Source organism: uncultured Gemella sp. (assembly GCF_963525875.1).
Classification (GTDB): Bacteria; Bacillota; Bacilli; order Staphylococcales; family Gemellaceae; genus Gemella.
This window is the reverse complement of sequence record NZ_CAURMG010000006.1, coordinates 61,597-69,848: the sequence shown is the minus strand read 5'-3', so window position 1 is coordinate 69,848 and position 8,252 is coordinate 61,597. Positions and strand designations below refer to the sequence as shown.

The following is an 8,252-nucleotide window of genomic DNA, read 5'->3' as shown; positions in this document are numbered from 1 at the left end:
GTTAGAAACTCAAAAAATGAAAAAATTTATTCAAAACAACTTCTAAATGAATATGAGTTCAAATTAGAGGAGTACCGTAAATAAAAATATATCGGATACTTTTTAACGATAGCTCACATCTAAAAAATTATGGGGGGATTATAAGATGAACAATTATATAAAATTTAATGAAGATAGATGGAATAATGTAAAAAATGACTATACTGAGCCATTGATACATGAACAATTAGATGAAGTTAGAAATAATCCAATTTCTGTTGCATTAACTGTCGGTAAAAAAGTTCCAAAAGAATGGTTTGAAAAAGCAAATGGAAAAAAGATATTAGGTTTAGCTTGTGGTGGTGGACAGCAGGGACCAGTTTTTGCTGTAAAAGGTTATGATGTAACTATAATGGATTTTTCTAAATCACAATTACAAAGAGATGAAATGGTTGCTAAAAGAGAAGGCTTAAAAATAAACACAGTTCAAGGCGATATGACAAAACCATTTCCATTTGAAAATGAAACATTTGATATTATTTTTAATCCAGTTTCAAATGTATATGTAGAAGATTTAGAAAATATATATAAAGAAGCCTCTCGAGTATTGAAAAAGGGTGGATTGTTAATGGTCGGATTTATGAATCCTTGGATATACATGTATGATGCTGACATTGTATGGGACGAGCCCGGTGAAGAATTACTTTTAAAATTCGCTATACCTTTTAATTCAAAAGAGCTTGAAGAAGAAGGAAAATTAACCATAAACCCAGAATATGGATATGAATTTAGCCATACCTTAGAAACGCAGATTCGAGGACAACTTAAAAATGGTCTTGCTATGATAGATTTTTATGAATCGTGTGACAAAAGACATAGACTATCACGTTATGGAAACGACTATATAGCTACACTTTGCATTAAACTATAATGGTATAGAACATACTTTAGGAGAATAGTCCATTTTATTTTTCGTAAGGGTTAAAATCTAAATTCCAGTTCCTCTAACTCAAACGATTAAATAAAACGCAACAACATAGCAATTTATTAAATGGTAAATACATTGTGATGTACGAAAGAGGAGAGAGTATAAGATTGCTTTGTGTAACAACTTGAACTAATAGTAAGATTAGACTCTAAAAAAATAAAGAGGAGCAACAATAAGAAACTTGACATTATTAGTTTAGTACATTATAATAAAAGTTACATACCATCGGTATGATAGAAAGGAGATATTATGGCAAGGAATAGAAATCCATATGAAACTAGAAAAAAAATACTAGAAGTTTCTAAAGATTTGTTTTTAAAAAAGGGATTTGATAATACCTCTATACAAGATATAATAAATGGATTAGATGGATTGACGAAAGGTGTTATTTATCATCATTTTGAATCAAAACAGGAGATATTACAATCAATTATTAGAGAAAATAATCAAGAAATTCTAAATTATAATTGGAGGGGAGATACTGGATTAGAAAAAATACAAAATTCTTTGATGGATGCTTTCTCTAATTTTGAACAACAAAGGCTTGTATATTCAGCTTCGATAAAGTTAAGAAGTCCACGTTTGTTAGGAGAACAGTATTTAAGTTTATTTTCTGATTTTTTATCAGAAATTAGAGAAATAGTTTACGAAGGTGTTAAAGATGAATCAATTAAAACAGAATATCCAGAAGAACTGGCTGATTTGATTGTTTTAACTTTGAATATTTGGATTGGATTTCAAATTTCTGTTTATTCAGTAGAGGAACTAAAGAGAAAAATGAAATTCATTAAACTTTTGTTTGATGGACTAGGGGTACAATTGATTTCTGATGAAATGATGGAGATAATTTTCGAATTATTTGATCACTTAAAAGGTGTTAAATAGATAGTCTTATTATATGCTTGTTAGTAATAACTTTTTATCGATTTAATCAGTTATTGTTCTATAAATATATTTTAAGTATTTGATATTTTAAAAATAACATACTCAGGTATGTTATTAAAAAACTTATTAACATACCAAGAGTATGTATTATTTTTTAGTTCTCAGCATACCATCGGTATGTTTTATACTCTTATTTGATTTAAACGGTTATTTTAAATATGTATTCAGAATAGTTTAAATAATATAAACTATATTTACTTTTAGGAGGAAAAATCTATGTTGTCGCTTATTAAAATTGAAATAAATAAGGTTTCAAAATCTAAATTATTTTTGGCTTGGTTTGCTACTATATTGATAGTATTAGGTATCACGGGAATTATAATTATGGGGCTAGGTACGGATAATAAATTGGGAGAATTTGTAGGGCAGGGTTCTAATAATTTTAGAATTGCTGATAAATGGGAAAATTGGGCAATTGCAACATCATTGTTTTCATCTTTATTTACAAAAGCAGCATTTTTAATTTTTGAAGCTTATTTATTGTCTACAATTTTTATCGATGAATTTAAACAAAGAACAATTTTTCAGTTGTTTTCTTACCCTATTTCAAAAATAAAGTTACTATGGGGAAAAGTTATATCGGTGATTTTAATATCATTTATTGCTCATTTTACTGCACATTTAGTTATTCAATTATTAATTAAATTAGTCTCGGTTTTAACTGAATCAAATTATATCCCAGTAGTTAATCAACTAGTTAATCTAATCGGGATTTCATTTGGGACAGTATTAATCGGGGTATTACCTTTTGTTATAGGTATGATTAAGTATTCAACACCTATAACAATGCTTTCAGGACTTGGTTTAGCTGCATTACTATCTAATGTAACTCCGGGAAGTTTGACTAATAATTTTGTTGACAATTCATTATTCTTAATATTTGCTAGCTTCATAAGTATAATTATTGCTTCAGTTTCAATTTATAATATTTCAAGAAAAGATATTAATATCAAGTAGTATAACTTAATTTACTGGAATGAATTGTTTCAGGAATAAAAATGAAACGACTAAAATAAGTAACGGTCATTTAATAATTACTTTAAAAGAAGAGATTATATAAGTTAGTATTTATACTCCTGAAGAAAATCTCGTATTGAGAGCTGATATAGAAAGAGAGGTATAGAAATGAGAAATGTTGTTGAAATAAAAGAACTTTTTAAAACTATTGATAAGGAAGAAATTTTGAGTGGTATTAATCTTCAAATTGCTGAAGGAGAAATATATGGTTTTTTAGGTCCCAATGGTGCCGGAAAAACAACTTTAATGAAATGTATGTTGTCCTTATCAACTATTACATCTGGTAGTGTTGAAATTTTCGGGAAAAATTTACAAGAACATAGAGAAGAAATTTTAAGTGAGATTGGTAGTATTATTGAAACACCAATTTTTTATGAAAATTGTACTGTAAAAGAAATCTTGAAAATTCATGCTCAGTATATGGGGAAAAATATAAATGAATCAGATATAATAAGTGTCTTAAGTATGGTAGGATTAAAAAATACTACTAAAAAAGTAAAAGAGTTTTCGTTGGGGATGAGGCAGAGACTTGGTCTAGCTAGAGCTTTTTTAACAAAACCTAGATTATTAATCTTAGATGAACCAATCAATGGTTTGGATCCAATAGGAATTCAAGAAATTCGAAATCTTTTGCTGAAACTTTCTAAGGAACATGGAATTACAATATTAATCTCAAGTCATATCTTATCCGAAATTTCACAAATAGCAGATAAGATTGGTGTTATAAAAAATGGAGAAATGATTGAACAAATCTCTATGAAAGAAATTATGAGAGAGAATATTGACTTAGAAGAATACTTTATGTCGCATTTTCTAAATAAAATTTAATAATTATGAGGTGGATTAAGAATGAAACAATTGATAAAGAATCATAAAATATTTTATTATGCTTTCATGATCTTTAATATGCTAGTCCCTTTAACTAATATTGCTTTTGCTTATTCTATTAAAGACATTATTGATAGTGGAATGTCCCAAAATAGAGAAGAACTGACCCAGGCGGTACTAGTTGGCGCTACTGTTATTTTTCTCTATGCAGGGCTTAATTTTATATCCCTTCGATTGAGAAATAAACTTGTTAGAAAAATTATGTCAAGATATAAAAACAAGGTGTTTCAATCAATTTTAGATAAGGATTATAGAGAATTTTCTAAGGAGAAATCAGGAAAATATATTTCTATATTGACTGAAAATATGAAGAAAATTGAGCAAGACTATTTGTACCAGTATTTTAATATTTCAAAAAACTTTTCCTTGATAATTTTCTCAATAATAGCTATGTTTATAGGTAACTGGTTTTTAACTTTATTGGTTATCATTACCAGCATTATTCCAATGATAATTTCAGGATTTATTGGGAAAATGTCAGTTTCGTTACAAAATAGTGCTATTATTGCCGATCAGAAGTATTTAGCTAAGGTTAAAGATATTCTATCAGGTTTTCTGGTTATTAAAAGTTTTAATGTTAAGGAGGTTATTCGTCAAGATTACAGTCATAAAAGTGAAAAATTGGATGAGATATATTTTATGAAAGGAAAATTTGATATTTTGACTAATGTTATTTCTCAGCTTTCAGGGATGATTGTATTTTTAGTAGCCTTTGCTGGAGGAATGTATCTCGTCTTCGATGGTCATACCACAATTGGAAGTGTAACAGCTATTATTCAACTAGTAAATTTTGTAGTAATGCCATTAAATGAAATTGGTATGGGAATAAGTAAATTCCGTGAAGGTCAAGCTACACTGAATTCATTTGAGGTAAAAGACGTAATAGAACTTAAAACTGGTAAAAGGAAAGAATATTTCGATGATGTTATTTCTTTTTCAAATATTGATTTTTCTTATCCTAACTCTGAAGAAAAAATTTTTAATAATTTATCTTTGAATATTAAAAAGGGTGAAAAAATTGCAATCGTAGGTATATCAGGGAGTGGAAAATCAACTTTACTCAATCTATTATTGCGTTTTTATGATGTAACAAGTGGGTATATTTCAATTGATAATCAAGATTTACAAGACATTTCGTCAGAGAGTCTATATAATTTAATGACTGTTGTTCAGCAAGATGTTTATATTTTTGATGATACTTTAAGTGCGAATATTACCCTTAATCAATCTTTCGCAGAAGATGATATAAAACGAGCTGTACAGCAGTCTGGGTTAGAAAATTATATTTTAGAAAGTGAATTAGGTCTACAAACTTTATGTGGTGAAAATGGAGCAAATCTATCCGGTGGACAAAAACAGAGACTTAGCATTGCGCGTGCCTTAATTCGTAAAACACCAATCTTATTATTAGATGAGGCTACTTCATCTTTGGATAATCAAGTTGCTACTGAAATTGAAAATTCAATCTTGCAAGTCCAAGATTTGACAGCTCTTGTTGTCACACACAAGTGGAATGAAGCTATTTTGAAAAAATATGATAGAATTATTTTTATGAAAGACGGTGTCATTGTTGAAGATGGTTCTTTTGATGACTTGATATATAGGGAAGGTGAGTTTTATAAGTTGTTTAAGTTAAGTGTATGACTTTGATAGTGAAAATATAATATTATAGAATGTAAATCAAAATTGATGAGTTGATTGTGAATTGTTCAATGATTTAAGAATATAGTTCATATATTTAATAAATCTGTTTAATGTTGTATATTTACTTATAATACTGATAATCTCTATCAGTAGAATATATTTGTTGTTTCCTAACTCTTAGTATATAATCGTTAATTAAGAGATATACATATTTAGGAGAATAAGAATGAGATTAGAAGATTTTACAGAACAGGAACAAGAACAGATAAAGAAGGGCCTTACTTTTTCAGTAATTAGTGATAAAGAAACTGCAGAGAGAATACTTTCATTAGTTCCTGAAGAATTAATGAAGAAAATACCATTTTTCGTAAGAAAACATGCGAAGACTCGTACAGTTAAGAGAATTTCTATTGAATATCCTGAACTTTATGCTGCAGCTCAACAAGAAGGAGAGTGGCCAGAAAAAGAAAAAGAAGAACTACGTAAAGTTATTACAGAGATTTTCCAAGAAAAAATGAATAAACACAGTATAAGATAATTGATATTTTTTTCTGATGTTATTATAAATGTTTAATTCATTTGAGGATGAATTTACTAGATAAATATAAAACAAATACTTAGATAATATTTTAAAATGAACTGATACACTGTATTGGTTCGTTTTTATTTTTTGCTTATTAGTGAAAACGCAATAACTCGCTGATTTTATGTATATATAATATAATGAAAATAATTTATAATATTTATGCAATCAGAAGAGGAAATAAGTTTTTGGAACAAAAATAGGATGTTAGTATTTTAAATTTTGTTATTTTTCTAATGATTCTAATTCTAATAATTATATAATACTTATAAAAATTAGAGATATGAGCTATGCTTTATATCTCTAATTTTTTTGTCTAGTATTAATTAAAATGACATTTAAATTTTAATCTTTTTATACAATTTCCAACAGAATTTTATACTAATAATTCAAAAATAGGATTAATGCTTGCTCAATTTGTTCATTTATATTATAATTATAATGATATAAAAGCGAATTTTGTAAACTTTATATGATTTTAAAAGGAGGAAGCTATGACTAAAAATAAAAAATATTCAGTAAAAAAAGTTACAGTAGCTGTTACGAGTATTTTAATGGGTATTTCTGCTGGTTCATTTGGAACAGCTTATGCACAAGATAATAATACTAAACCTGCTGTGGAAACTAAACATAATGATACTGAAGGATATTTAAATAAACCTACTATAGAAGGAAAGAACTTAGCAGGAACTAGTAAACCTGATGAGTTAAATGAAGTAGCTCCAAAAACTATAGAGAAATCAGTAGAAAAAGCAACAGAAAAACCTGTAGAGCCAGTAAAAGATGATAAAACTGCTGGAGAAGCTATTGGAGAAAAGGTTGACTGGAATTCTATAGATGGAAGAGAATTTTTAAATCATATAATATCTGATGCTAAAGCGGATAAAAATAAAGAACATGAAATTAAAGTTTTGTGGTTAACTAAAATTAAAGATCTACTAACAGTATATCCTAATAATGAAAATCTTCAAAAAATAAAAACTATTTTAGAAGAAGATTTGAAAAAAGATAGAGTAATCGAAGAAAAGCCTTCTGAAGGCAATAAAGAAGTTCCTAAAGAAGAGAAAACGTCAGAGGATAAAAAAGACAATAAAGAAACCTCAAAAGATAAAGATAAGAAAGAAGTTCCTAAAGAAGAGAAAACGCCAGAGGATAAAAAAGACAATAAAGAAGTTTCAAAAGACAATGATAATAAAGAAATTTCTAAAAAAGAACAATCTTCTGAAAGGGAAAATACTGAGAAAGAGCTAAAAAAAGAAACTACTAGAAAAGAAACCACAGAAAAACAAGAAAACCTGTTAAATAGTGCTGTAGCAGATAATCATGTTTTATCATCAAAATTGTCAGGACGCGATGTTAATGTATCTTTTGATAAAAATAAGATAAAAGCTGATGAGGTCTTTGTAGGTGCTATAAATGATGAAAATCTTAATAAAGAAATTATCAAAAAATTGGGTAACGAATATAAGGTTGTCGAAGTTTTTGAAATTCACTTTAAAAAAGATGGTAAGAAGCTAGATAGTAATGCTGAACGTACAGTTAAAGTATCAGTAGTAAAAAATAATTCTGCAAAGCTTGAAGTATATCATATAGCGGAGAATAATGTTTTAGAAAAAGTGGATAGCAGTTTTAGTGATGGAGTAGTTCAATTTAAAATAAACCATTTTAGTAAATTCACTATTTTAGAGAGAATTAGAGTAGGAGCAAAAGACTTAGAAAGTCGTGTTCAAATAGTAACTCCAGTAAAAGCTGAATATAATGGAGAAAGTATACAAGTTACAAAAACTAGAACAGTTAACAATCAAAGTAATAAAAAAGGTGAAAATATAAAAAAAGAAAATGAAGATTTACCGAAAACTGGTCTAAAAACAACTGGTACATTCGGCATTGCATTGTTATCTTTAGGAATTGTAATAGCTATTAGAAGAAAACAAAAACAGTAGAATCTATTTATACCAAAAGTAGAGAAATTTAAAGAAAATAGACTTGAAAATTAGAAATGTATATTCTAGTTTTCGGCTCTTTGTCAAGTTCGGGGCATAGGAAAAAATCGCATTAGAAATCTAGGCAGCATTTTGCTGCTTAGATTTTTTCTTACTTTCTTTAAGTTTGATATTATTTTTATATTCAGAAACAAATAATTTCGGTATTATTTTAATTAGAGAGTATTTTTATTAAGGTTAAGATTTATAGAAAGTAATTTGATGT

7 protein-coding genes are annotated in these 8,252 nt (G+C 27.6%); all 7 read left to right on the top strand.

All coding sequences use genetic code 11. The features are described 5' to 3' along the window. Positions 1-145 precede the first annotated feature (145 nt). Positions 146-910: a class I SAM-dependent methyltransferase gene (locus RWQ73_RS02215; protein WP_314406503.1), complete on the top strand. Its 765-nt coding sequence runs from the start codon at positions 146-148 to the stop codon at positions 908-910. A gap of 306 nt (positions 911-1,216) precedes the next feature. Further along, the gene (locus tag RWQ73_RS02210; RefSeq protein ID WP_314406502.1) at positions 1,217-1,852 is read left to right on the top strand and encodes a TetR/AcrR family transcriptional regulator; all 636 of its coding nucleotides are present in this window, start codon (positions 1,217-1,219) and stop codon (positions 1,850-1,852) included. A 276-nt stretch (positions 1,853-2,128) separates the two neighbouring features. After that, complete coding sequence (locus RWQ73_RS02205) at positions 2,129-2,869, top strand: ABC transporter permease (RefSeq protein ID WP_314406501.1); 741 nt, start codon at positions 2,129-2,131, stop codon at positions 2,867-2,869. Between the two features lie 168 nt (positions 2,870-3,037). Then, a complete protein-coding gene (locus RWQ73_RS02200) occupies positions 3,038-3,757 on the top strand; it encodes an ATP-binding cassette domain-containing protein (protein ID WP_314406500.1) in 720 nt (239 codons plus the stop codon). 21 nt (positions 3,758-3,778) lie between these two features. Next, the gene (locus RWQ73_RS02195) at positions 3,779-5,461 is read left to right on the top strand and encodes an ABC transporter ATP-binding protein (protein WP_314406498.1); all 1,683 of its coding nucleotides are present in this window, start codon (positions 3,779-3,781) and stop codon (positions 5,459-5,461) included. 226 nt (positions 5,462-5,687) lie between these two features. After that, positions 5,688-5,999, top strand: a complete 312-nt coding sequence (locus RWQ73_RS02190; protein ID WP_314406497.1) for a hypothetical protein — start codon at positions 5,688-5,690, stop codon at positions 5,997-5,999. Positions 6,000-6,538: 539 nt separating this feature from the next. Further along, positions 6,539-7,987, top strand: coding sequence for an LPXTG cell wall anchor domain-containing protein (locus tag RWQ73_RS02185; protein WP_314406496.1), 1,449 nt, complete (start codon positions 6,539-6,541; stop codon positions 7,985-7,987). Positions 7,988-8,252 lie beyond the last annotated feature (265 nt).